The sequence below is a fragment of the Blastococcus sp. SYSU DS0753 genome, assembly GCF_054051175.1.
The window spans coordinates 89,607-109,988 of the sequence record NZ_JBJHAT010000003.1 but is presented as its reverse complement, the minus strand read 5'-3'; the positions used below and the strand labels follow the sequence as shown (position 1 = coordinate 109,988).

The following is a 20,382-nucleotide window of genomic DNA, read 5'->3' as shown; positions in this document are numbered from 1 at the left end:
CGCTCAGGAGAGGGCGAGGCCCGCGCCGAGCAGCACGCCGGTGACCAGGGTCAGCAGCCCGGTCGAGGCCAGGGCCCCGATGAGCGCCGGCCCGCGGCCGCCTCCCAGCACGGTCCGCACCGGGGCGAGCGCGAGCGGCGCGGCGGCCAGGGCCAGCAGCGCCCACGGCCGCGCGAGCCCCACCGCGGCGACGGCGGCGAACGGCACGACCAGCAGCGCGGCGTAGAGCACTCGGGTGCCCCGGTCGCCGAGCAGGACGGCGAGCGTGCGCTTGCCCACCCGGGCGTCGCCCTCGATGTCGCGCAGGTTGTTCACCACGAGGATCGCCACGATCAGCAGGCCGATGGGTACGGAGACGGCGAACGCCAGGCCGGGCAGGGTGCGGGTCTGCACGTACGTGGTGCCGACGACGGCGACCGGGCCGAAGAAGACGAAGACGAAGACCTCGCCCAGCGCCCGGTAGCCGTAGGGCAGCGGGCCGCCGGTGTAGGTCCAGGCCGCGGCGATGCAGACCGCCCCCACCGCGACCAGCCACCAGCTCGACAGCGCCGCCAGGGCCAGCCCGGCGACCCCGGCGACCGCGAAGGAGGCCAGCGCCGCCCCGAGCACCTCCCCGGATGGAGCTGCGCCGGAACCGACCAGCCGCATCGGACCGACCCGCTCGGCGTCGGTGCCGCGCCGGCCGTCGGAGTAGTCGTTGGCGTAGTTGACCCCCACCTGCAGCGCGAGGGCCACGACCAGCGCGAGCAGCGCGGGGCCGAGCCGGAAGCCGTCGAGCGCGACCGCGGCACCGGTGCCGACCAGCACCGGCGAGACCGCCGCCGGCAGGGTGCGGGGGCGGGCGCCGGCCAGCCACTGGGCAGGGGTGGCCATCAGACCTCCGGGGTGCGGGCCGCGACGGCGCGGCGGTCGGGCTTGCCCGTGTGCAGGGTGGGGATCGAGGCGATGAGCCGTAGCTCCCGGGGCGCGGCGGGGGCGCCCAGCCGCTCGGTCACCCACGGTCGCAGCTCGGCCAGGGTCGGTGCGCCGCCGGGCGCCGGGACGACGGCGGCGACGACCCGCTGACCCCACTCCGGGTCGGGTCGGCCGAAGACGACGGCGTCGGCGACGGCGGGGTGCTCGCGCAGCGCGGCCTCCACCGCTGCGGGCGGCACGTTGACGCCGCCGGAGATGACGACCTCGTCCAGCCGGCCGTGCACGGTGAGGCGGCCGTCGGGGCCGAGCGTGCCCGCGTCCCGGGTGCGGAACCAGCCGTCCGCGAACGCGGCCGCGGTCGCCTGCGGATCACCGCGGTAGCCGTGCGCCAGCACCGGGCCGGCCAGCTCGATCCCGTCGGTCACCCGCACGGTCACGCCGGCCAGCGGCAGGCCGTCGTAGACGCAGCCACCGGCGGTCTCGGTCATCCCGTAGGTGGTCACGACGGCGACGCCCGCGGCCCGGGCGCGGGCCAGCAGGGTCGGGTCGGTGGCCGCGCCGCCCACGAGCACCGCGTCGAAGGCGCGCAGCGCATCCGGTTCGGCGTCCAGCGCGCGGCGCAGCTGGGTGGGGACGAGGGAGGTGTACCGGCGGTCGCTGGCCGGCATGCGGGCGACGGCGTCGGTCAGCGGCTCCCCGGCACCGAGGCGGGTGGCGCTGCGCCCGCCGAGCAGGCCGCGACAGAGGACCTGCAGCCCGGCGATCGCCGACACGGGCAGGCTGAGCAGCCAGCTGCCCGGGCCGCCGAGCCGGTCGAGGGTCGCGGCCGCGGACGCCCGCAGCGCGGCGGCCGACAGCAGCACCCCGCGACCGTTCCCGGTGGAGCCGGAGGTCACGACGACGAGGTCGGTGCCCGGCTCGAGCGGCTCGTCGGGGCGGAGCGCGGCGCGGGCGGCGTCGACGACGGCCGGGGGACCGGCGGGCAGCACGGCCAGCGGGCGCTCGCCGTCCAGCGCCGCGCGGACGTCGTCGTCGGAGAGCTCGGCCGCGGGCACGAGGGTGAGGTGCCGAGCCACGAGGGACGAGCCTATGCGGCCCCCTGCAGGGGCCCGCCACGAGCCTGCGAGTGGTGGGGGCAGGGGGTCCTTCTCCTAGGCTGATCGCCATGACCGCCGCCGCCGCGCCCGCGCTCCCGGCGGAGATCACCGAGCTGGCCGTCTACGAGGTGCCGCTGCGCAGCCGCTTCCGGGGCATCGACGTGCGCGACGGCGTGCTGCTGCGCGGCCCGGCCGGCTGGGGCGAGTTCTCCCCGTTCTGGGACTACGACGCCACCGAGAGCCGCCGCTGGTGGGCCGCCGCGGTGGAGGCCGCGGTCGAGGGCTTCCCCGCGCCGGTGCGCGCGTCGGTGCCGGTGAACGTGACCGTGCCGGCGGTCGGCGCGCAGCGGGCGCACGCGATCGCGGCGGCGTCCGGCTGCCGCACCGCCAAGGTGAAGGTCGCCGAGCCGGGGCAGACCGCCGCCGACGACCGCGCCCGCGTCGAGGCCGTGCGCGACGCGCTCGGTCCCGGTGGCGCGATCCGGGTGGACGCGAACGCCGCCTGGGACGTCGACACCGCCGTGCGGCGGATCCGCGAGCTCGACGCCGCCGTCGGGCTGGAGTACGTCGAGCAGCCGTGCGCCACCCTCGCCGAGCTGGCCGCGCTGCGCCGGCGGATCGACGTGCGCGTCGCCGTGGACGAGGGCGTGCGCCGGGCGGCCGACCCGCTGGCGGTCGACCTGCGCGAGGCCGGCGACGTCGTCGTCCTGAAGGTGCAGCCGCTGGGCGGTGTGCGGGCGGCGCTGCGCGTCGCGGAGACCCACGGCCTGCCCTGCGTCGTCTCCTCGGCGCTGGAGTCCTCGGTCGGCATCGCCGCCGGGGTGGCGCTCGCCGCCACGCTGCCGGAGCTGCCCTTCGCCTGCGGCCTGGCGACCGTCGCGCTCTTCACCGGAGACGTCTGCTCGTCCCCGCTGCTGCCCGTGGACGGCGCGCTGCCGGTGGCCCGGCCCGAGCCGGACCGGCGCGCCGTCGTGGCGGGCGGCGAGGGCACCGCCGCCCGCTGGCGGGCCCGGATCGACGAGGTGCTCGCCGCGTGAACCCCGCCACCGCCTTCGCCCGCGTGCTGGTCGACGAGTTGGTGCGCGGCGGCGTCACCGACGCCGTGCTGGCGCCCGGCTCGCGGTCGGCGCCGGTGGCCCTGGCCCTCGCGGCGGCCGAAAGGGACGGCCGGCTGCGGATGCACGTGCGCCTCGACGAGCGGACGGCGGCGTTCCTCGCCCTCGGCCTGGCCAAGGGCTCCGGCCGCCCGGTGCCGGTGCTCACCACGTCCGGGACGGCGACCGCACACCTGCACGCCGCGGTGCTGGAGGCCGACGCGAGCGGGGTGCCGCTGCTGGCGCTGACCGCCGACCGCCCGCCGGAGCTGCGGGCCACCGGCGCCAACCAGACGATCGAGCAGGCCGGCCTGTACGGGGCGGCGGTGCGCTGGGCGGCCGACGTCGGCGTCCCCGAGGCCGGCCGGGAGGCCGAGCAGAACCGCTACTGGCGGTCCGTGGTGGCCAAGGCGCTCACCGTCGCCGCCGGCACGCTGTCGGCCGACGCCGGTCCGGTGCAGCTGAACCTCGCGCTGCGCGAGCCGCTGCTGCCCGACGAGGAACTCCCGGCCGAACTCGCGGCCCCGTGGGCCGGCCGGCCGGGGGGTGCGCCGTGGACGGTGGCCGAGCCGTCGGCCGGCTGGGCGGCGCGGGCCCGCCGGCTGCCCCGGCGGACGCTGGTGATCGCCGGTGACGGGCCTCTGCACGGCGCCCCGGGCCTCGCCGAGGGCTCCGCGTGGCCCGTCGTCGCCGAGCCGAGCAGCGGGCTCTGGGGGCGCCCGGGGAGCGTGCGCGGTGGCGTGCTGGCGCTCGGTGCGCCCGGCTGGCTGGCCGCGCACCGGCCCGAGCGGGTGCTGGTGGTGGGGCGGCCGACGCTCTCCCGCCCGGTCGGCGCCCTGCTGGCCGACCCCGCCGTCACCGTCGAGACGGTGAGCGCCTCGCCGCGGTGGGCCGACGCCGGCCGGTCGAGCAGCCACGTGGCCCGGCTGTTCGCCGGCGCCGATCCCGACGACCCGGTCGACGCCGACTGGGCGGCCGCCTGGCACGCCGCCGCGGCCCGGGTCGGCGCCGCCGTCGACGCGGTGCTCGACGGCGCCCCGGCGCTGACCGCCGCCCGGCTGGCCCGCGACGTCGTCGCCGCCCTGCCCGCGGGCGCGCTGCTGGTGCTCGGGTCGTCCACGCCGGTGCGCGACGTCGACCGGCTGGCCGTGCCCCGGGACGACGTGACGGTGCTGGCCAACCGCGGGGTCGCGGGCATCGACGGGACGATCTCGACCGCCGTGGGTGCGGCGCTCGTCCACGCCGGTCCCGCGTACGCGCTGATGGGCGACCTGACGTTCCTCCACGACCTGACCGGGCTGCTGCTCGGCGAGGGCGAGCGCCGCCCGGACCTGACGGTCGTCGTGCCGGACAACGACGGCGGCGGCATCTTCGCCCAGCTGGAGCCGGGGCAGGACCGGTTCGCCGCGGACTACCGGCGGGTCTTCGGCACCCCGCACGGGCGCGACCTGGTGGCGGTGGCGGAGTCGCTGGGCTGGCCGGCGACACGGGTGTCCACGCCGGCGGAGCTCACGGCGGTGCTCGGCCTGGGGGGTCCGCAGGTCGTTGTTGTCGGCACCGACCAGCGCACCGAGGCGGCGCTGGCCCAGGACCTGCGGCGGGCCGCTGCGGCGGCGCTGGGGGAGTAGCCCGCGCCGCTCTGGGGGTGCTCCTCCTGCTGGAGGAGTCCTGCACGCCGCCCAGAGCGTGTGCAGCACCCCCAGAGCGCGCGGCTCAGCCCTCGAGCGCGGCCTGGAACGCGGCGAACTTCGACTGGGTCTCGGCCAGCTCCGCGGCCGGGTCGGAGCCGGCGACGATGCCGCAGCCGGCGAACAGCCGCGCGCCGTCGTCGCCGACCAGCTCGGCGCAGCGCAGCGCGAGGCCGAACTCGCCGTCGCCGGTCGAGTCCAGCCAGCCGACCGGTCCGGCGTACCGGCCGCGGTCCATGCCCTCGAGCTCGCCGATGAGCGCGGCGGCGTCCGGCGTGGGGGTGCCGCAGACGGCCGCCGTCGGGTGCACCGCGCCGACCAGCTCCAGCAGCCCGGCCGAGCCGCGCTGGGTGCCGACGACGTCTGTGGCCAGGTGCCGCACGTTGGCCAGCGTGAGCAGCTCCGGCTCCGGCGGTGCCGTCAACTCGTGGCAGTACGGCTGCAGTGCCCGCACCAGGGAGTCGACGGCGAGGCCGTGCTCCGCGCGGTCCTTCCCCGAGTCCATCAGGGCCGCGGCCAGCCGCTCGTCCTCGGCGCCGGCCCCGCGCGGCGCGGTCCCGGCCAGCACGCGCGAGGAGAGCCGCCGGCCGGTGCGGCGCAGCAGCAGCTCCGGCGTGGCGCCCAGCAGGCCGTCGACGGCGAAGGTCCAGCACCCCGGGAACCGGGCGGCCAGCCGGCGCAGCATTCGCCGGGGGTCGAGCGGGACGTCGGAGGAGACGAGCAGGTCGCGGGCGAGCACGACCTTCTCCAGCTCGCCGGCGTCGATGCGGGTGACGGCGGCGGCCACCGCGGCGCACCAGCTCGCGGGGTCCAGCGCCCCGTCGGCGTAGCGCAGCCGGGGCGCCGGGCCGTCGTCGGCAGGGGTCGGGTCCGGCAGCTCCGGTGCGGCCCCGACGGCGGTGATCCAGCCGACGCCGTCCCGCCGCCCGACGACGACCTCGGGGACGACGAAGACCGACGTCCCCGCGACCGGGTCGAAGGCGATGCTCGCGAACAGCACCGGGCCCGAGCCGGGGACGCGCAGCTCGTCGGCGACGTCGAGGCCGGCGGTGAACCGGTCCCACCACTCGGCGGCCTCGGCCAGCGCGCGCGGGCCCGAGACCTCCAGCCGCGCCGCCTCGCCCCAGCCGACCAGGCCCTCACCGTGGCGCACCCAGGAGAGGCCGCCGCGGACCGGGAGCAGGTCGAGCAGTTCGCCGGCCGCGTCGGAGCGGACCGTGGTGACGGTGCGCGACGCCGCCGCCGGGGAGGTCAGGGCGGCGGCAGTCACGTGATCAGAGTAGGAGGCCTTGTAGCGTCGATGCCGTGGCAGACCGGCGAGAGAACCCGCACACCGCCGGCCTGCGGGCCGGGCTGGACAAGCGACCGGCCGAGGTCGCGGCGATGTTCGACCGGGTCGCGCAGCGCTACGACGTCACCAACACCGTCCTCTCCGCGGGGCTGGACGCCTCCTGGCGACGGGCCACCCGCGAGGCGCTGGGGGCCCGGCCGGGCCAGACGGTGCTGGACGTCGCGGCCGGGACGGCGGTCTCCACCGTCGAGCTCGCCGCCGGCGGAGTGACGGCGATCGCCTGCGACTTCTCCCAGGGCATGCTGCGCGCCGGGGCCGCGCGACCGGTGCCCAAGGTGGCCGGTGACGCGATGGCGCTGCCGCTGGCCGCCGAGAGCGTGGACGGCGTGGTCATCTCCTTCGGCCTGCGCAACGTGGCCGACCCCGACGCCGCGCTGCGGGAGTTCGCCCGGGTGACCAAGCCCGGCGGGACGCTGGTGGTCTGCGAGTTCTCCAGCCCCACCTGGTCGCCGTTCCGCACCGTCTACACCGAGTACCTGATGAAGGCGCTGCCCCGCATCGCCCGGGCGGTGAGCAGCAACCCCGAGGCCTACGTCTACCTGGCCGAGTCGATCCGCGCCTGGCCCGACCAGGCGGCGCTCGCCGGCCGGCTGCAGGACGCCGGCTGGGCCGACGTCGCCTGGCAGAACCTCACCGGGGGGATCGTCGCGCTGCACCGTGCCCGCAAGCCCTGAGGGCCTCCGGGGGTGCAGCGGCGGGACGGCCTCGGCGGGACGAGCGCCGGTGCCCGACGACCCCGCGCGCCCCCTTCCCAGCCGCTCCGGCCGTTAGCCGCCCGGCGGGCCGGGTAGCCGGACCACATGGCTGGAGACCGGAGACCTTTCGCAGATCGCCGGGAGGCGGGCCGGGCGCTCGCCGCGCGGCTGGTCGACGACGACCTGGTCACCCCCGGGCACGGCGACGTGGTCGTACTCGGCCTGCCGCGGGGCGGGGTCGTCGTGGGGGCGGAGGTGGCCGCCGCCCTCGACGCAGCGCTCGACATCGTCGTCGTCCGCAAGGTCGGCCTGCCCTGGCAGCCGGAGCTCGCCATGGGCGCGATCGCGGCCGTGGGGGACGAGATCGAGACCGTCCGGCAGGAGAGCGTCATCGACCGCGCCGGGGTGGACGCGGCCACCTTCGAGGACGTCCGCACCCAGGAGGTGTCCGAGCTGCGCCGGCGCACCGAGGCCTATCGCGGCGACCGCCCGCCGCCGGTCCTGACCGGCCGCCGCGTCGTCCTGGTCGACGACGGGTTGGCCACCGGCTCGACCATGCGCGCCGCGGTCGCCGCCGTCCGCCGCCAGGACCCCGCGCACCTGACCGTCGCCGTCCCCGTGGCCTCGCCGAACGCCTGCCGGCAGATCACACCGGACGTCGACGAACTGCTCTGCCTCTGGGCCCCCGCGGACTTCTCCGCCGTCGGCCAGGGCTACGCCGACTTCCGACCGACCGAGGACGACGAGGTGCGCGCGGCCCTCGCGCAGGCCCGCCCCGGTGAGCCGGAGGAGCGCGACGGTGCCGGCTGACGAGGGCGCGCCCGGCTTCCAGGAGGACGTCGTCGTCGACGTGCCCGGGGCGGCGTTGCGCGCCGACCTCGTCGGCCCCGCCGATCCGCGCGGTGTGGTGGTCTTCGCCCACGGCAGCGGGAGCAGCCGGCGAAGCCCGCGCAACCAGCAGGTCGCCGAGGGGCTGCACGCCGCCGGGTACGCCACCGTGCTGCTGGACCTGCTGACCCTCGCCGAGGAGGAGGTCGACGCGCGCACGCGCGAGCACCGGTTCGACATCCCGCTGCTGGCCGGGCGGCTCACCGGCGCCGTCGACTGGCTGCTCGGCCGGCCCGGCCTCGCGACCCTGCCGGTCGCCACCTTCGGTGCCAGCACCGGTGCGGCGGCCGCCCTGATCACCGCCGCCGAGCGACCGGAGAGGGTCCGGGCGGTGATCTCCCGCGGTGGCCGTCCCGATCTGGCCGGCAGCGCGCTCGACCAGGTGCGGGCGCCCGTGCTGCTGGTCGTCGGGGGCGCGGACGCCCAGGTCGTCGAGCTCAACCGGCAGGCCGCCGCCCGGCTCACCGTCGACCACGAGGTCGCGATCATCCCCGGCGCCACGCACCTGTTCCCCGAGCCCGGCGCGCTCGAGCAGGTGATCGACCGCTCCGCGGCCTGGCTGAGCACCTGGTTGCCTGCGCCTTCCTGATGCCCGGACCGGCCGCCCGGTGCGGGGCCGCGCTGAGGTCGCCGGGGCCCTGCGCCGAGGGGGGGTCTGTCGGCTAGATCACATCGCGGCCTAGACTCGGGACCGAGCGGTTTGTGAACTCTTTCACAAGCTGCACCGGGCTCGACGACGGACCGGAGGGGTGGCATGACGCGGACCGCAGCGGCGCACGCCGCCGACGTCGTGGTCGTCGGTGCCGGGCCGGCCGGCTCCAGCGCGGCCTGGCACCTCGTCCGCGCGGGCCTGGATGTCGCGCTGCTGGAGAAGGCCGACTTCCCGCGGGAGAAGGTCTGCGGTGACGGGCTGACGCCGCTGAGCCGGGGTCCGGCGTACACCCGGGGGCTGCTGCTGCTTGCCGGGGACGCCGCCGGCACGGTGAACCCCTGCAACCGGGACGGCGCGGGAGGCGGTCCTGCGGCGGTACCCCGGCCGGCTGCGCGCCGAGCTGGGCCGCCTCCACCGGCTCGGCCTGGGCTTCCTGGCGCTGCTGGCCCGGCCAGCAGTGGTCCGGCTCGCCATGGCCCGGGGGCTGCGCCGCCCCGCGCTCACCGACGCCGCGCTGCGGGTGATGGGCAACCTGACCGACGGCCGCGACGGCGACGCGATCGACCGCGCGCTGGCCGTGCTCCTGCGACTCACCCCGGCGACGTGAGGGAGCTGCCATGACGACCGGCCGGCACGACACTCCGTATCCCGACCATGACCAGGCCGTGACCGACATCACCCTAGGGTGCAGCTGATGCTCTCGACCTACGCCCCGCTCGTCGGCCTGTTCGTGCTGGCCGCGGCGTTCGCGCTGTTCTCGGTCGTCGTCGCGCCGTTCGTCGGGCCGCGCCGCCACAACCGGGCCAAGCTGGCCGCCTACGAGTGCGGCATCGAGCCGGTCGACCAGCCGCTCACCGGCGGCCGCTTCCCGGTGAAGTACTACCTGACCGCGATGCTCTTCATCGTCTTCGACATCGAGATCGTCTTCCTCTACCCGTGGGCCGTCGCCAACGACGCGCTGGGGGTGTGGGGGCTGGCCGCGATGGCCGTGTTCCTCGGCACCGTCTTCCTCGCCTTCGCCTACGAGTGGCGGCGCGGCGGACTCGAGTGGGACTGACAGGGGACTGACATGGGACTCGAGGAGAAGCTGCCGAGCGGCGTCCTGCTGACCAGCGTGGAGAAGCTGGTCAACTGGACCCGCAAGTCGTCGCTGTGGCCGGCGACCTTCGGCCTGGCCTGCTGCGCCATCGAGATGATGGCCTCCGGTGCGGGCCGGTACGACCTCGCCCGTTTCGGCATGGAGGTCTTCCGGGCCTCGCCGCGGCAGGCGGACCTGATGATCGTGGCCGGCCGGGTGAGCCAGAAGATGGCGCCGGTCCTGCGGCAGATCTACGACCAGATGCCCGAGCCCCGCTGGGTGCTGGCGATGGGCGTCTGCGCCAGCTCCGGCGGCATGTTCAACAACTACGCGATCGTCCAGGGCGTCGACCACGTCGTCCCCGTGGACATGTACCTGCCCGGCTGCCCGCCGCGGCCGGAGATGCTGATGGACGCCATCCTCAAGCTGCACCACAAGATCCAGCACGAGCCGCTGGGGGAGAAGCGGGCCCGCCAGCAGCAGCAGGCCCGCGAGGACGGCACGGCCAAGGACCTGCTGGTCGAGATGCCGTCGACCGTCCGCGTCGACAAGGAGGCCCGCCGCGCCTACGAGCAGGCGGCCGCCGAGGGGCGCACCGGGCAGTTCGGGATCGAGCGGCGCGGCGGCAACGCCGTCCTGCTCCCGGACGAGCGGGGTGGCCGGCGATGAGCAACGACGGCGGCTCGAACGTCGTCCCCGGTCGCGAGGAGGCCGGCTACGACGACAGCACCGCGCCGTCCGGCGGTTTCCGGAAGGGCGCCTTCGGGGTCAGCGGCAGCGGTGACACCTCGGGGTTCGGTGGCCTGGTGCGGGTGGAGCCCGGCGGCGCGGTCGCGCTGCACTCCACCGACCGGCCCTACGGCGGGTACTTCGACGAGGTCACCGACGCGTTGATCGAGGCCGTGGGGGAGGCCGCCTACGCCGCCGCGGTGCAGCGCGTGCTGGTCGACCGGGGCGAGATCACCTACTTCGTCGCCCGGGAGCACCTGCTGACCCTGGTGCAGGCGCTGCGGGACGACGAGGCCCTGCGCTTCGAGCTGTGCAGCAGCCTCTCCGGCGTCGACTACCTCGACAGCGGCGGCCCCGAGGTGACGCCCGGCCGGCCCCGGCTGCACGTCGTCTACCACCTGACCTCGATGACCTACCGGCGCCGCATCCGGCTGGAGGTGGCGGTCACCGCGGAGGACCCGCACGTCCCGTCGGTGACCGGCGTCTACCCGACGGCGGACTGGCACGAGCGGGAGACGTTCGACATGTTCGGCGTCGTCTTCGACGGCCACCCGGCGCTGACCCGGATCCTCATGCCCGACGACTGGGACGGCCACCCCCAGCGCAAGGACTACCCGCTCGGCGGGATCCCGGTGGAGTACCACGACGCGACGATCCCGCCGCCGGACACGCGGCGGGCCTACCGGTGACGGGGGTCTACCGATGAGCACCACCTACAACCCGGCCGACCCCTACGCCGGCTCGCGGGAGACCACCGAGGGGCGGGTCTACACCGTCACCGGCGGGGACTGGGACGTCACCCTCGGGGCCGACCCGCACGGCGAGGAGCGCCTCGTCGTCAACATGGGCCCGCAGCACCCGTCCACCCACGGCGTGCTCCGCCTGGTCCTCGACCTGGAGGGCGAGACGGTCACCAAGGCGCGCGTGGTGATCGGCTACCTGCACACCGGTATCGAGAAGAACACCGAGTACCGCAACTGGGTGCAGGGCACGACGTTCGTGACCCGCATGGACTACCTGGCCCCGCTGTTCAACGAGGCCGGCTACTGCATGGCCGTCGAGAAGCTGCTCGGCGTCGAGATCCCGCAGCGCGCGGCCACGATCCGGGTGCTGGTGATGGAGCTGAACCGGATCGCCTCCCACCTGGTGGCGCTGGCCACCTTCGGCATGGAGATGGGTGCCCTCACGGGCATGACCAACGGCTTCCGCGAGCGCGAGATGGTCCTGGACCTGCTCGAGGAGATCACCGGGCTGCGGATGAACCACGCCTACATCCGCCCCGGCGGTCTGGCCCAGGACCTGCCCGAGGGGGCGGTCGAGCACATCCGGGAGTTCCTGGAGGTCTTCCCGAAGCGGGTCGCGGACTTCCACCGGCTGCTCACCGGCCAGCCGATCTGGCAGGCGCGGCTCAAGGACGCCGGGTACCTCGACCTCACCGGCTGCGTCGCCCTCGGCGTCACCGGACCGGTCCTGCGCGCCACCGGGCTGGCCTGGGACCTGCGCAAGGTGGAGCCCTACCTGGGCTACGAGACCTACGACTTCGAGGTCCCCACCGCCGACACCTGCGACGCCTGGGGCCGCTACCTGGTGCGCATGGCCGAGGTGAACGAGTCGCTGAAGCTCATCGCCCAGGCGCTGGACCGGCTGGAGCCCGGCCCGGTGATGGTCGAGGACAAGAAGATCGCCTGGCCCGCCCAGCTCTCCCTGGGGCCCGACGGCATGGGCAACTCGCTGGACCACGTGCGGCACATCATGGGTCAGTCGATGGAGGCCCTGATCCACCACTTCAAGCTGGTCACCGAGGGCTTCCGGGTGCCGGCGGGGCAGGTATACGTGCCCCTCGAGTCCCCCCGCGGCGAGCTCGGCTACCACGTGGTCAGCGACGGCAGCACCCGCCCGTGGCGCGTCCACGTGCGCGACCCCAGTTTCGTGAACCTGCAGGCCACGGCGGCGATGAGCGAGGGCGGCATGATCGCCGACGTCATCGCCGCGATCGCCTCGATCGACCCGGTGATGGGGGGCGTCGACCGATGAGTGCACTGCCAGGCAGTCCCGAGGGCACGGCGGTCACCGGGCTGGACTCCAGCCCGGTCGACGTCGCGTCCCTCGCCGAGACCCCGCCGCTGCCCGAGCAGGCCCGGCTCGAGGCGCGCGAGATCATCGCCCGCTACCCGGTGGCCCGCTCGGCGCTGCTGCCGATGCTGCACCTGGTGCAGAGCTACCAGGGCTACGTCACCCCCGAGGGCGTCGCGCTGTGCGCCGAGGAGCTGGGGCTGACCAAGGCCGAGGTCGGGGCGGTCGCGACCTTCTACACGATGTACAAGCGCCGCCCCACCGGCCGGCACCTGGTCAGCGTCTGCACCAACACGCTCTGCGCCGTGCTGGGCGGGCAGCGGATCATGGACGCGCTGTCGGCCGACCTCGGCGTGCACCACGACGAGACCGCCGCCGACGGCTCGATCACCCTCGAGCACGCCGAGTGCCTCGCCGCCTGCGACTACGCGCCCGTGGTCACCGTGGACTACGAGTTCTACGACCAGCAGGACGTCGACAGCGCCCGCGAGCTGGTCGCGGCGCTGCGCCGGGGGGAGAAGCCGCTGCCGACCCGCGGCGCGCCGCTCACCGACTTCCGCGGCGTCTCCCGCCAGCTGGCGGGCTTCTCCCAGCACCCGGACGCGGCGGCCGCTGCCGCCGCCGTCGACGCGCCGGGGAACTACGAGCCCACCCTGCGCGGGCTGCGGCTGGCCGCCGAACGCGGGGAGGCCGCGCCGCCGATGCGCGGCCCGGAGCCCGAGCCGGCCGACGTCGGCGAGCCGCGGGAGACCGTGCGCCCGTCGGGGAGCACGGGGGAGACCCCGGGCAAGGAGGCGGCGGACGCGCGGGTGGCCGCCGCCGACACCCCGGCCGAGAAGGCCGGCGCCGCGGGCTCGCACCCCGACGCCCCCGAACCGGCCGGCCGGCGGCTGCCCGACGGCCGCGAGGGCACCGACACCCCGGCCGGGCAGGAGCCCGGCACGAGTGGTCAGAGCCCCGCCACCCCACCCCCGGACACCCAGGGGCCCGGCGGCCCGACCCGGACCATCGAGGGCCGCGGCCCGAAGCGGAGGCGATGAACCGTGCCCCTCACCCCTGTCCTCACCAGCCGCTGGGGCGCCGAGCAGTCCTGGCGGCTCGCCACCTACGAGCGGCTCGACGGCTACTCCGCACTCCGCACCGCGCTGTCCATGCAGCCCGACGAGCTGGTCACCCTGGTCAAGGACTCCGGTCTGCGCGGCCGCGGCGGCGCCGGCTTCCCCACCGGCATGAAGTGGAGCTTCATCCCCCAGCCCAAGCCGGGGGAGGAGCCCACCGGGCCCGCGGCGATGCCCAAGTACCTCGTGGTCAACGCCGACGAGGGCGAGCCGGGCACCTGCAAGGACCTGCCGCTGATGATGGCCGACCCGCACTCGCTGATCGAGGGCGTGATCATCTCCTCCTACGCCATCCGGTCGAAGCTGGCCGTCATCTACGTCCGCGGCGAGGCGGTGCACGCGCACCGGCGGCTGCTCAACGCCGTGGGTGAGGCCTACGCCGCCGGCTACCTCGGCACCGACATCCTCGGCTCCGGCTACGACCTGGAGCTGATCGTGCACGCCGGCGCCGGTGCGTATATCTGCGGCGAGGAGACGGCGTTGCTCGACTCGCTCGAGGGCTACCGCGGCCAGCCCCGGCTCAAGCCGCCGTTCCCCGCGGTCGCCGGCCTGTACGGGGCCCCGACGGTCATCAACAACGTCGAGACGCTCGCCAGCGTGCCGTTCGTCGTCCGCGGCGGCGCCGACTGGTTCAAGGCGTTCGGCCCGGAGAAGTCGCCCGGCCCGAAGATCTACTCGCTGTCGGGCCGCGTCGTCCGGCCGGGCCAGTACGAGGCCCCCATGGGCACGACGATGCGCGAGCTGCTCGAGATGGCCGGCGGCATCCGCCCCGGTCACGAGCTGAAGTTCTGGACGCCGGGCGGCTCGTCGACGCCGTACTTCACGCCCGAGCACCTCGACGTCCCGCTGGACTTCGACTCCGTGGCCGCGGCGGGCTCGATGCTCGGCACCACCGCGCTCATGGTGTTCGACGAGACCGACTCGATCGTCGAGGCCACGCTCCGGTTCACCGAGTTCTACGCGCACGAGAGCTGCGGCAAGTGCACCCCCTGCCGGGAGGGCACCTACTGGCTGGTGCAGATCCTGGAGCGGATCGCGCACGGCCGCGGCACCGCCGCCGACCTGGACCTGCTGATCGACACCTGCGACAACATCCTGGGCCGCTCGTTCTGCGCGCTCGGCGACGGGGCGACCAGCTGCATCACCAGCTCGCTGAAGTACTTCAAGGACGACTACGTGGCCCTGCTGCCCCCCGAGGAGCAGGCCCGGCTGGGGCGCAGCCTCCGCCTCGAGCCCGTGGGAGCTGCGTCATGACCCTGACGCCCACCAACCCGCCGCCCGCCCCGGCCGTGCCGCCGGGCGCCCCCGGCCCGCACACCCCGCCGGACGCCGTCCGCTGCACGATCGACGGGTTCGAGGTCGCCGTGCCGAAGGGGACGCTGATCATCCGCGCCGCGGAGCAGGTCGGTGTCTTCATCCCGCGGTTCTGCGACCACCCGCTGCTCGAGCCGGTCGGCGCCTGCCGGCAGTGCCTGGTCGAGGTCGAGGGGCAGCGCAAGCCGGTCGCCTCGTGCACCATGCCGGTCACCGAGGGCATGGAGGTCCACACCCAGCTCACCAGCCCGGTCGCGGACAAGGCGCAGCAGGGCACCATGGAGCTGCTGCTGATCAACCACCCGCTCGACTGCCCGACCTGCGACAAGGGCGGCGAGTGCCCGCTGCAGAACCAGGCGATGAGCAACGGCCGCGCCGAGAGCCGGTTCGTCGACGAGAAGCGGACCTACCCCAAGCCGCTGCCGATCAGCAGCCAGGTGCTGCTGGACCGGGAGCGCTGCGTCCTCTGCGCCCGCTGCACCCGCTTCTCCCAGCAGGTCGCCGGCGACCCGTTCATCGAGCTGTTCGAGCGCGGCGCGCTGGAGCAGGTGGCGATCTACGAGGACGAGCCGTTCGAGTCCTACTTCTCCGGCAACACCACCCAGATCTGCCCGGTGGGGGCGCTGACCAGCGCCCAGTACCGGTTCCGTGCCCGGCCCTTCGACCTGCGCAGCGAGGACAGCGTCTGCGAGCACTGCGCCTCGGGCTGCGCCATGCGCACCGACTACCGGCGCGGCAAGATCACCCGCCGCCAGGCCGGCGACGACCCGGCGGTCAACGAGGAGTGGACCTGCGACAAGGGCCGCTACGCGTTCCGCTACGCCAGCGCCAACGCCCGGCTGACCACCCCGCTGGTGCGCGGCGCCGACGGGGAGCTGCAGCCGGCGTCCTGGCCCGAGGCGTGGGCCGCGGCCGCCGCCGGCCTGCTCCGGGCCCGCGCCGAGGGCGGTGTCGGCGTGCTGCCCGGCGGCCGGCTCACCCTCGAGGACTCCTACGCGTGGGCCACGTTCGCCCGCGTGGCGCTGGGCACCAACGACGTCGACGCCCGTGCCCGCGCGCACTCCGCCGAGGAGCTGGAGTTCCTGGCGAGCACGATCGCCGGCACCGGCCCGGTGACCGGTGCGGTCACCTACGCCGACGTCGGCGAGGCGCCCGCCGTCCTCCTGGCCGGCCTCGAGCCGGAGGAGGAGTCCCCGATCCTCTTCCTGCGGCTGCGCCGCGCGGTGCGCACCCGCAAGCTGCCGGTCTTCGACCTCGCGCCGTTCGCCACCCGGGCCGCCGCGAAGCTGGAGGCCACGGTGCTCACCACGGTCCCCGGGGCGGAGGCGCAGTCGCTGCTCGCGCTCGCTGAGGGCACCTGGGGCGGGCCCGCGGTGGAGGCGCTGCGGAAGCCGGGCGCCGTCGTCCTCGCCGGGGAGCGGCTGGCCGAGGTTCCCGGCGCGTTCTCCGCCCTGCTCGCCCTCTCCCGGGCCACCGGGGCCCGGCTCGCCTGGGTGCCCCGCCGCGCCGGCGAACGCGGCGCCGTCGAGGCCGGGGCGCTGCCGAACCTGCTCCCCGGTGGCCGGACCGTCGACGACGACGTCGCCCGCGCCGAGGTGGCCGCGGTCTGGGGCGTCGACCCCGGCGCCGTGCCCGCCGCCCCGGGGCGGGACACCACCGGCATCCTCACCGCGGCGCGCAGCGGCCGGCTGCCCGGCCTGCTGGTCGGCGGCGTCGACCCGGCCGACCTGCCCGACCCCGCCCTGGCGCTGGCGGCCCTCGACGCGGCGGCCTTCGTGGTCAGCCTGGAGATGTTCCCCAGCGCGGTCACCGAGCGCGCCGACGTCGTCCTGCCGGTCGCGGCCGCACCGGAGAAGGCGGGCAGCTACCTGGACTGGGAGGGCCGGCTGCGGTCCTTCGACGCGACGCTGCACGGCTCCGGGCAGCTGCCCGACGGCCGTGTCCTGCACGGCCTGGCCGACGCGATGGACGCCGACCTGCGGCTGCCCGCTCCCGAGGTGGCGCGGTCCGCGCTCTCCGCGCTGGGGGCCCGCCGGTCCGCCGTGACCGCCTCTGGGCCCGACGTCGCCCCGCCGGCCGCCCCGCTGCTCCGGGACGACGAGGCGGTCCTGGCGTCCTGGCGGCAGCTGCTCGACGTCGGCACCCTGCAGCGCGACGAGCCCGAGCTCGCCGGCACCGCCCGCCGCCCGGTCGCCCGCATCGGCACCGGCACGGCCGCCCGCCTCGGCCTGGCCGACGGCGACCGGCTCACCGTCAGCGGGCCCACCGGTTCGATCAGCCTGCCGGTGGTGGTCACCGCCATGCCCGACCAGGTGGTGTGGCTGCCGATGCGCTCGCCCGGCAGCGAGATCCGTTCCGCGCTGGGCGCCGGGCCCGGCGCGGTCGTGCGGCTGGCCCGCACGTCGGCCGTCGCCGGGGAGGTCGTGCGATGAACCTGTGGGCCGCGCCCGACCAGCCGACGCTGGCGGACTTCGGGCACGACGTCTGGTGGATCGTGCTCATCAAGATCGTCGGCGTCTTCGCCGTGCTGGTCGCGATGACGCTGTTCGCGATCGTGTTCGAGCGCAAGGTCGTCGCGCGGATGCAGCAGCGGATCGGGCCGAACACGGTCGGCCCGCGCGGCTACCTGCAGAGCCTGGCCGACGGGCTCAAGCTGGCGTTCAAGGAAGACATCATGCCGGCGATGGCCGACAAGCCGGTGTACTTCCTGGCCCCGGTGATCGCCACCGTCCCGGCGTTCGTCGCCTTCTCGGTGATCCCGATGGGCCCGGTCGTGAGCATCTTCGGCGAGCAGACGCCGCTCCAGCTCACCGACGCCCCGATCGGGGTGCTGATCATCCTGGCGATGTCCGCCATGGGCATCTACGGGATCGTGCTGGGCGGCTGGGCCTCCGGCTCCACCTACCCGCTGCTGGGCAGCATGCGCAGCGCGGCGCAGATGATCAGCTACGAGATCGCGATGGGGCTGTCCATCGTGGCGGTGTTCCTCTACGCCGGCACGATGTCCACCTCGGAGATCGTCGCCGCCCAGGCCGACGGCACCCAGCTCTCCTTCTTCGGCTGGGAGTTCACCGGTCCCAGCTGGTACGCCGTCCTGCTGCCGGTGTCCTTCGTGCTCTACGCGATCGCCGTCGTGGGGGAGACCAACCGGGCACCCTTCGACCTCCCCGAGGCCGAGAGCGAGCTCGTCGGCGGGTTCCACACCGAGTACTCGTCGCTGAAGTTCGCCCTGTTCTTCCTCGCCGAGTACATCAACATGGTCACCGTCTCGGCGCTCGCCGCGACGCTGTTCCTGGGCGGCTGGCGCGCGCCGTGGCCGATCTCCATCTGGGACGGCGCGAACACCGGCTGGTGGCCGCTGCTGTGGTTCTTCCTCAAGGTCGTCGCCGCCCTGTTCGTCTTCATCTGGCTGCGCGGCACGCTTCCCCGGCTGCGCTACGACCAGTTCATGCGCTTCGGGTGGAAGGTGCTCGTCCCGGTCGCGCTGGTCTGGATCCTGATCGTGGCGACGATGCGCACCGTCTCCCGGGAGACCGACCTCTCCACCGGCGAGGTGGCGGTCTACGTCGGGGTCCCGGCGGCGCTGCTGGTGCTCGCCGCGCTCTGGCTCGGCGGCCGCTCCGCGCAGCAGGACACCCGGCTCGCCGCCGCCGAGGCCGCGGCCGGCTCCAACCACCCGACCCGGGCCGAACCGGAGGTGCTGCCGCCGGCCGGGGCGCGCCGCCGGCCCGCCGGTGGCCCCGGCCGCGCCGAGGGCGGGTTCCCCGTCCCGCCGATGGACCTGCAGGTGCCGCCGTCGCCCCGGCTGCGGCGCCAGTCCACCACCACCGCCGACGCGGCCCCGGTCGTCAGCACCGGGCGGCGCGGCACCGCCACCGTCGAGGAGGAGCGCGATGCCTGACCGCGACGAGCGGGAGACCCCCGCGCACGGCAAGCCCGGCGAGCAGGACATGGTCCGGCGGTCCCGCGGGGAGGTGGAGCACTCCGCGGCGGGCGGGCGCAACCGGCCCGCCGTCCGGGACAGCCTCCTGCCCGCCGCGGTCCAGGGTTTCGGGGTCACCTTCGCCCAGATCTTCCGGACCGTGACCACCGAGCAGTACCCGTACGAGCCGAAGGTGACCAAGCCGCGCTACCACGGCCGCCACGTGCTCAACCGGCATCCCGACGGGCTGGAGAAGTGCGTCGGCTGCGAGCTGTGCGCCTGGGCCTGCCCGGCCGACGCCATCTACGTCGAGGGTGGCGACAACACCGAGGACGAGCGCTACTCGCCCGGTGAGCGGTACGGCGCGGTCTACCAGATCAACTACCTGCGCTGCATCTTCTGCGGGCTGTGCATCGAGGCCTGCCCCACGCGGTCGCTGACGATGAGCAACGACTTCGAGCTCGCCGACGACAACCGGCGCGACCTGATCTACACCAAGGAACAGCTGATGGCCCCCCTCCTGCCCGGCATGGAGGCCACCCCGCACCCGATGCGGCTCGGCGACGACGAGAAGGACTACTACGTGCGCGAACCGGAGCCCCGGCCGTGACCCCGGACACCGCCGGCGTCGTCATCGGCACCGGCGAGGCCGTCGTCTTCTGGATCCTCGGCCCCGTCGCGCTGGCCGGGGCGCTGGGCATGGTGTTCAGCCGGAACGCGGTGCACTCCGCGCTCTGGCTGGTCCTGACGATGCTGTCGCTGGGTGTCTTCTACGTCGTCCAGGAGGCGCCGTTCCTCGGGGCGGCGCAGATCATCGTCTACACCGGCGCGATCATGATCCTGTTCCTCTTCGTGCTCATGCTCGTGGGCCGCGACTCCTCCGACTCGGTCGTGGAGACGCTCCGCGGCCAGCGGGTGGCGGCCACGCTGTTCGGCGTCGGATTCGCCGCGATCGCGGGGGCCGGCATCGCGCGGGCGACCCGGGACCTGCCGGTCGCCGGGCTCGAGGCGGTGCAGGGCGGGGCGGGCGGCGCTGCGTCGGGCAACGTCGAGGCGATCGCCGGCCTGCTGTACTCGCGGTACCTGGTGGCGTTCGAGGTCACCGGCGGGCTGCTGATCGTCGCGGCCGTCGGCGCCCTGGTCTTCACCCAGATGGAGCGGACCCCGGGCAGCCGCACGGGCCAGCGGGAGCTCTCCCGGGCGCGCTTCCTCACCGACCGGCCGCAGACGCTGCCGGGACCCGGGGTCTACGCCCGCGCCCACTCGGTGGCCGCGCCCGGGCTGCTGCCCGACGGCCGCTACGCCGAGGACACGCTCGCCACCGGCATCGAGGCGCAGGAGATCGATCAGATGCCCCGTCCCACCGGCCGGGAGCAGCTCGGGTCACCCGACGCCGCCCTCGGGTCGATGGATCCCACCGTCAGCGACGTGCCCGGAGGGCGGGACCGGTGAGCCTGAGCCACTACCTCGTGCTCGCCGCGATCCTGTTCACCATCGGCGCGGTCGGCGTGCTCGTGCGGCGCAACGCGATCGTCGTGTTCATGTGCGTGGAGCTGATGCTCAACGCCGTCAACCTGACGCTGATCACCTTCGCCCGGTCCACCGGCACCGTCGACGGCCAGATCATCGCGCTGTTCGTCATGGTCGTCGCGGCCGCCGAGGTGGTCGTCGGGCTCGCGATCATCATGTCGATCTACCGGACCCGGCGGTCCGCCTCGATCGACGACGCCAACCTCCTCAAGTACTGACGCGCGGGACGGGGACTTCT

General features: G+C 75.2%; 20 protein-coding genes and 1 pseudogene. 18 read left to right on the top strand and 3 right to left on the bottom strand.

Annotated features, from left to right (window positions below; all coding sequences use genetic code 11):
- Nucleotides 1–3 precede the first annotated feature (3 nt).
- Nucleotides 4–873, bottom strand: coding sequence for a 1,4-dihydroxy-2-naphthoate polyprenyltransferase (locus ACI799_RS03880; RefSeq protein ID WP_456612474.1), 870 nt, complete (start codon nt 871–873; stop codon nt 4–6).
- Entirely contained in the window at nt 873–1,991 is a 1,119-nt protein-coding gene (gene menE / locus ACI799_RS03875) for an o-succinylbenzoate--CoA ligase (RefSeq protein ID WP_456612473.1), read from the bottom strand. Before menE ends, ACI799_RS03880 begins: the two co-directional genes overlap by 1 nt.
- 89 nt (nt 1,992–2,080) lie before the next feature.
- Between menE and ACI799_RS03870 the strand changes: the two genes are divergently transcribed.
- Together ACI799_RS03870 and menD are read left to right on the top strand one after the other, a co-directional pair.
- On the top strand, nt 2,081–3,049 hold the full coding sequence (locus tag ACI799_RS03870) for an o-succinylbenzoate synthase (protein WP_456612472.1): 969 nt from the start codon (nt 2,081–2,083) through the stop codon (nt 3,047–3,049).
- Nucleotides 3,046–4,734 carry a 2-succinyl-5-enolpyruvyl-6-hydroxy-3-cyclohexene-1-carboxylic-acid synthase gene (menD, locus tag ACI799_RS03865; protein WP_456612471.1) on the top strand — a complete coding sequence of 563 codons (1,689 nt, stop codon included), beginning with the start codon at nt 3,046–3,048 and terminating at the stop codon, nt 4,732–4,734. Before ACI799_RS03870 ends, menD begins: the two co-directional genes overlap by 4 nt.
- An 85-nt stretch (nt 4,735–4,819) precedes the next feature.
- On the opposite strand, the gene ACI799_RS03860 is transcribed toward menD, so the two are convergent.
- On the bottom strand, nt 4,820–6,064 hold the full coding sequence (locus tag ACI799_RS03860; protein WP_456589113.1) for an isochorismate synthase: 1,245 nt from the start codon (nt 6,062–6,064) through the stop codon (nt 4,820–4,822).
- 35 nt (nt 6,065–6,099) lie between these two features.
- Between ACI799_RS03860 and ACI799_RS03855 the strand changes: the two genes are divergently transcribed.
- The 16 genes and pseudogenes from ACI799_RS03855 to nuoK all read left to right on the top strand — a co-directional run bounded on the left by ACI799_RS03855 (nt 6,100) and on the right by nuoK (nt 20,362).
- Nucleotides 6,100–6,819: a demethylmenaquinone methyltransferase gene (locus ACI799_RS03855; protein WP_456589112.1), complete on the top strand. Its 720-nt coding sequence runs from the start codon at nt 6,100–6,102 to the stop codon at nt 6,817–6,819.
- Between the two features lie 126 nt (nt 6,820–6,945).
- On the top strand, nt 6,946–7,650 hold the full coding sequence (locus ACI799_RS03850) for a phosphoribosyltransferase (RefSeq protein WP_456612470.1): 705 nt from the start codon (nt 6,946–6,948) through the stop codon (nt 7,648–7,650).
- Nucleotides 7,640–8,317, top strand: a complete 678-nt coding sequence (locus ACI799_RS03845) for a dienelactone hydrolase family protein (RefSeq protein WP_456589110.1) — start codon at nt 7,640–7,642, stop codon at nt 8,315–8,317. Before ACI799_RS03850 ends, ACI799_RS03845 begins: the two co-directional genes overlap by 11 nt.
- A 165-nt stretch (nt 8,318–8,482) precedes the next feature.
- Nucleotides 8,483–8,617 (top strand): annotated as a pseudogene (locus tag ACI799_RS03840) (NAD(P)/FAD-dependent oxidoreductase); the annotation flags it as partial.
- Between the two features lie 235 nt (nt 8,618–8,852).
- Nucleotides 8,853–8,987, top strand: a complete 135-nt coding sequence (locus ACI799_RS03835) for a hypothetical protein (RefSeq protein WP_456589197.1) — start codon at nt 8,853–8,855, stop codon at nt 8,985–8,987.
- A gap of 87 nt (nt 8,988–9,074) precedes the next feature.
- On the top strand, nt 9,075–9,437 hold the full coding sequence (locus tag ACI799_RS03830; RefSeq protein ID WP_456589109.1) for an NADH-quinone oxidoreductase subunit A: 363 nt from the start codon (nt 9,075–9,077) through the stop codon (nt 9,435–9,437).
- Between the two features lie 12 nt (nt 9,438–9,449).
- Nucleotides 9,450–10,127, top strand: coding sequence for a NuoB/complex I 20 kDa subunit family protein (locus ACI799_RS03825; protein WP_456589108.1), 678 nt, complete (start codon nt 9,450–9,452; stop codon nt 10,125–10,127).
- Nucleotides 10,124–10,876: an NADH-quinone oxidoreductase subunit C gene (locus tag ACI799_RS03820; RefSeq protein WP_456612469.1), complete on the top strand. Its 753-nt coding sequence runs from the start codon at nt 10,124–10,126 to the stop codon at nt 10,874–10,876. The genes ACI799_RS03825 and ACI799_RS03820 overlap by 4 nt, the downstream gene beginning before the upstream one ends.
- Before the next feature lie 13 nt (nt 10,877–10,889).
- Entirely contained in the window at nt 10,890–12,221 is a 1,332-nt protein-coding gene (locus ACI799_RS03815; RefSeq protein ID WP_456589106.1) for an NADH-quinone oxidoreductase subunit D, read from the top strand.
- Complete coding sequence (nuoE, locus tag ACI799_RS03810; protein WP_456589105.1) at nt 12,218–13,300, top strand: NADH-quinone oxidoreductase subunit NuoE; 1,083 nt, start codon at nt 12,218–12,220, stop codon at nt 13,298–13,300. Before ACI799_RS03815 ends, nuoE begins: the two co-directional genes overlap by 4 nt.
- A 3-nt stretch (nt 13,301–13,303) precedes the next feature.
- On the top strand, nt 13,304–14,632 hold the full coding sequence (gene nuoF, locus ACI799_RS03805) for an NADH-quinone oxidoreductase subunit NuoF (protein ID WP_456612468.1): 1,329 nt from the start codon (nt 13,304–13,306) through the stop codon (nt 14,630–14,632).
- Complete coding sequence (locus ACI799_RS03800; RefSeq protein WP_456612467.1) at nt 14,629–17,124, top strand: NADH-quinone oxidoreductase subunit G; 2,496 nt, start codon at nt 14,629–14,631, stop codon at nt 17,122–17,124. The genes nuoF and ACI799_RS03800 overlap by 4 nt, the downstream gene beginning before the upstream one ends.
- On the top strand, nt 17,121–18,593 hold the full coding sequence (gene nuoH / locus ACI799_RS03795) for an NADH-quinone oxidoreductase subunit NuoH (RefSeq protein WP_456589102.1): 1,473 nt from the start codon (nt 17,121–17,123) through the stop codon (nt 18,591–18,593). Before ACI799_RS03800 ends, nuoH begins: the two co-directional genes overlap by 4 nt.
- Nucleotides 18,586–19,224, top strand: coding sequence for an NADH-quinone oxidoreductase subunit NuoI (gene nuoI / locus ACI799_RS03790; protein WP_456589101.1), 639 nt, complete (start codon nt 18,586–18,588; stop codon nt 19,222–19,224). The genes nuoH and nuoI overlap by 8 nt, the downstream gene beginning before the upstream one ends.
- Nucleotides 19,221–20,066 (top strand): NADH-quinone oxidoreductase subunit J, encoded by an 846-nt coding sequence (locus ACI799_RS03785; RefSeq protein ID WP_456589100.1) that lies wholly within the window; start codon nt 19,221–19,223, stop codon nt 20,064–20,066. Before nuoI ends, ACI799_RS03785 begins: the two co-directional genes overlap by 4 nt.
- On the top strand, nt 20,063–20,362 hold the full coding sequence (gene nuoK, locus ACI799_RS03780; RefSeq protein WP_091931090.1) for an NADH-quinone oxidoreductase subunit NuoK: 300 nt from the start codon (nt 20,063–20,065) through the stop codon (nt 20,360–20,362). The genes ACI799_RS03785 and nuoK overlap by 4 nt, the downstream gene beginning before the upstream one ends.
- Nucleotides 20,363–20,382 lie beyond the last annotated feature (20 nt).

What these genes read in the sequence shown, in the direction of transcription:
- ACI799_RS03880 (WP_456612474.1), bottom strand. Translation starts at nt 873, where the DNA reads ATGGCCACCCCTGCCCAGTGGCTGGCCGGCGCCCGCCCCCGCACCCTG.
- ACI799_RS03870 (WP_456612472.1), top strand. Translation starts at nt 2,081, where the DNA reads ATGACCGCCGCCGCCGCGCCCGCGCTCCCGGCGGAGATCACCGAGCTG.
- ACI799_RS03850 (WP_456612470.1), top strand. Translation starts at nt 6,946, where the DNA reads ATGGCTGGAGACCGGAGACCTTTCGCAGATCGCCGGGAGGCGGGCCGG.
- ACI799_RS03835 (WP_456589197.1), top strand. Translation starts at nt 8,853, where the DNA reads ATGGCCCGGGGGCTGCGCCGCCCCGCGCTCACCGACGCCGCGCTGCGG.
- ACI799_RS03830 (WP_456589109.1), top strand. Translation starts at nt 9,075, where the DNA reads ATGCTCTCGACCTACGCCCCGCTCGTCGGCCTGTTCGTGCTGGCCGCG.
- ACI799_RS03825 (WP_456589108.1), top strand. Translation starts at nt 9,450, where the DNA reads ATGGGACTCGAGGAGAAGCTGCCGAGCGGCGTCCTGCTGACCAGCGTG.
- ACI799_RS03820 (WP_456612469.1), top strand. Translation starts at nt 10,124, where the DNA reads ATGAGCAACGACGGCGGCTCGAACGTCGTCCCCGGTCGCGAGGAGGCC.
- ACI799_RS03815 (WP_456589106.1), top strand. Translation starts at nt 10,890, where the DNA reads ATGAGCACCACCTACAACCCGGCCGACCCCTACGCCGGCTCGCGGGAG.
- nuoE (WP_456589105.1), top strand. Translation starts at nt 12,218, where the DNA reads ATGAGTGCACTGCCAGGCAGTCCCGAGGGCACGGCGGTCACCGGGCTG.
- ACI799_RS03800 (WP_456612467.1), top strand. Translation starts at nt 14,629, where the DNA reads ATGACCCTGACGCCCACCAACCCGCCGCCCGCCCCGGCCGTGCCGCCG.
- nuoH (WP_456589102.1), top strand. Translation starts at nt 17,121, where the DNA reads ATGAACCTGTGGGCCGCGCCCGACCAGCCGACGCTGGCGGACTTCGGG.
- nuoI (WP_456589101.1), top strand. Translation starts at nt 18,586, where the DNA reads ATGCCTGACCGCGACGAGCGGGAGACCCCCGCGCACGGCAAGCCCGGC.